The organism is Flavobacterium labens (assembly GCF_048286755.1).
In the GTDB taxonomy this organism is placed as follows: Bacteria; Bacteroidota; Bacteroidia; order Flavobacteriales; family Flavobacteriaceae; genus Flavobacterium.
In genome coordinates, this window is record NZ_JBLVPL010000015.1 from 1 (window position 1) to 2,248 (window position 2,248).

Annotated in this window: 2 protein-coding genes; one reads left to right on the plus strand and one right to left on the minus strand. The window is 30.4% G+C overall.

Going from position 1 to position 2,248, the window contains the following annotated elements; translation table 11 throughout:
* Window positions 1–1,131, plus strand: a 1,131-nt coding sequence (locus ACNQF8_RS15265; RefSeq protein WP_417953922.1) for a restriction endonuclease subunit S, incomplete at its 5' end; no start/stop codon positions are given.
* 4 nt (window positions 1,132–1,135) lie between these two features.
* Here ACNQF8_RS15265 and ACNQF8_RS15270 read toward each other — a convergent pair.
* The coding region (locus ACNQF8_RS15270; protein ID WP_417953923.1) for a restriction endonuclease subunit S at window positions 1,136–2,248 on the minus strand (1,113 nt) is incomplete at its 5' end.

The following is a 2,248-nucleotide window of genomic DNA, read 5'->3' on the forward strand; positions in this document are numbered from 1 at the left end:
GTTCCTAATTTGAGATTTCCGGGGTTTGAGGGTGAGTGGGAAGTGAAGAAGTTGGGAGAAGTAACTACGTTTTCAAAAGGGAAAGGAATCTCAAAAAGTGATATTGAAGAAGGCGGTGCTTACGAATGTATAAGATATGGTGAATTATACACGTATTATGGAGAAACTATAAATGAAATAAAGTCTAGAACTAATGCCGATGTATCAAGATTAGTACTCAGTGAAGCAAATGATGTTATTATTCCAGCATCTGGAGAGACAACGATCGATATTGCGACTGCTTCATGTGTTTTAAAATCGGGAGTTGTCTTAGGAGGAGATTTGAATATAATAAAAACGCAAAATAATGGTGCGTTTTTGTCCTATTACTTAAACAGCAAAAAAAAGATTGAAATAGCAAATTTAGCACAAGGAATTTCCGTAGTACATTTGTATTCAAGCCAATTAGCTATATTGAATCTTAATTTACCAACTTTAAAAGAGCAGAATAAAATTTCTCCTTTTCTATCTAAGCTTGACGAAAGAATCCAAACCCAAAACAAAATAATTGAGAATTTACAAACCTTAATTAAAAGTATAAGCAAAAAAATATTTAATCAGCAAATAAGATTTAAAGCTAATAACGGTAGCAATTATCCTAATTGGGAAATTAAAAATATAGGAAATGTTCTGAAAATTGGAAGTGGAAAAGATTATAAACATTTGGGAAAAGGTAACATTCCTGTATTTGGTACAGGAGGATTAATGACTCACGTTGATTCATTTCTCTATAATGGTGAAACAGTTTGTATTGGAAGAAAAGGCACAATAAATAAGCCTATGTATTATAATGGAAAAATTTGGACTGTTGATACTTTATTTTATACACACTCATTTCAATCTTGTACACCAAAATTCATATTTCATCTTTTTAAAACAATTAATTGGCTGGAATATAATGAGGCATCAGGAGTACCAAGCTTATCCAAAACTACTATTGAGAAAATTAGTATGGAGATTCCATCAGTAGAAGAACAAAATCAAATTGCAACTTTTTTATTCAAAATAGACCAAAAAATTCAAACCGAAAAAGCAATTTTAAATCAACTTGAAATGCAAAAGAAATATCTTTTACAGCAAATGTTTATATAACTTTCTATATAAACATTTGCTGTAACAAAAACTTTTTCTGTTCTTCTAGTTTTTTCAAAAGTTTAGTTTCAATATCATTTTTTTTATCGACAGATAAAAGAAAATCAGCAATCTTGATTTGCTCGGCAAGACCTGGATAATCTATTTCAATATTTCCTAAGTCAGTAGAGCTAATAGCTGGATAGCTTGTCCCTGTACATCTTTCGATAACTTTATCAACGAATCTTTGATTATGTAAGTATTGAAAAATGAATTGGGAATTTTGTTTAGTTCTGATTTGTGCATAACCAGTAGATGCAACATATTCTCCGTCTTTATTAAAAAAAAGATTATTCTTTTGATACGGTCTAACCATTTGAAACAAAACATCATTCTTCTCTAAAAATCTTTGAGCTCTACTTGGCGCTTCATCTTTTAAAATTCTATTTTCTTTTAATAAACGTCCACTTACTACACTTTCTAGGTCAATATAATAAAATGAGTTGGGTATATTTTTGATTTTTGGATTTATATCACAAACTTCTTTTAATTTTTTCGTTTCCCAATCAGGATAATTGCTACCGTTATTATCTTGAAATCTCAATTCTTGGGAAAAGATTCTTTGGGAAAATACATTTTTTAATACATCTAATTCCTCAATTATTTTGTTTTGGGTTTGGATTCTTTGATCTAAAACTGAAAGGAATGATGCGATTTTTTCTTGCTCAACAGGTAATGGAAAATATTCCTTTTGTATATGTACATCATTTCTGTTTAAAGTTGGAACACCTGACCCTGTTCCAAAACGTTCCAAATTGTATTTAGAATAAAAATAAAAAATATACTTTGGAATGTTTCCCTTAAAATCGGTTACCCATAAAGAAGTATTGTGTGGCCAATAATCATTATCAACAAAATTTACTTTGCCAATAGTGCCTGAACGCCCAGTAACTACCCCTGGACCTTTAACTTTAAAAGCATTATGAAATTTTAAAATTCCATTTGAGAATACAACAGGATACAGACCCTTTTTTATATTATCAACAGGTAAATCAAATCCTCTTTGTAACGGTGCTACATCTCCTAACATTTTCTCTTCCCACTCCTCAGTAAACCCTGGAAATCTCAAATTAGGAAC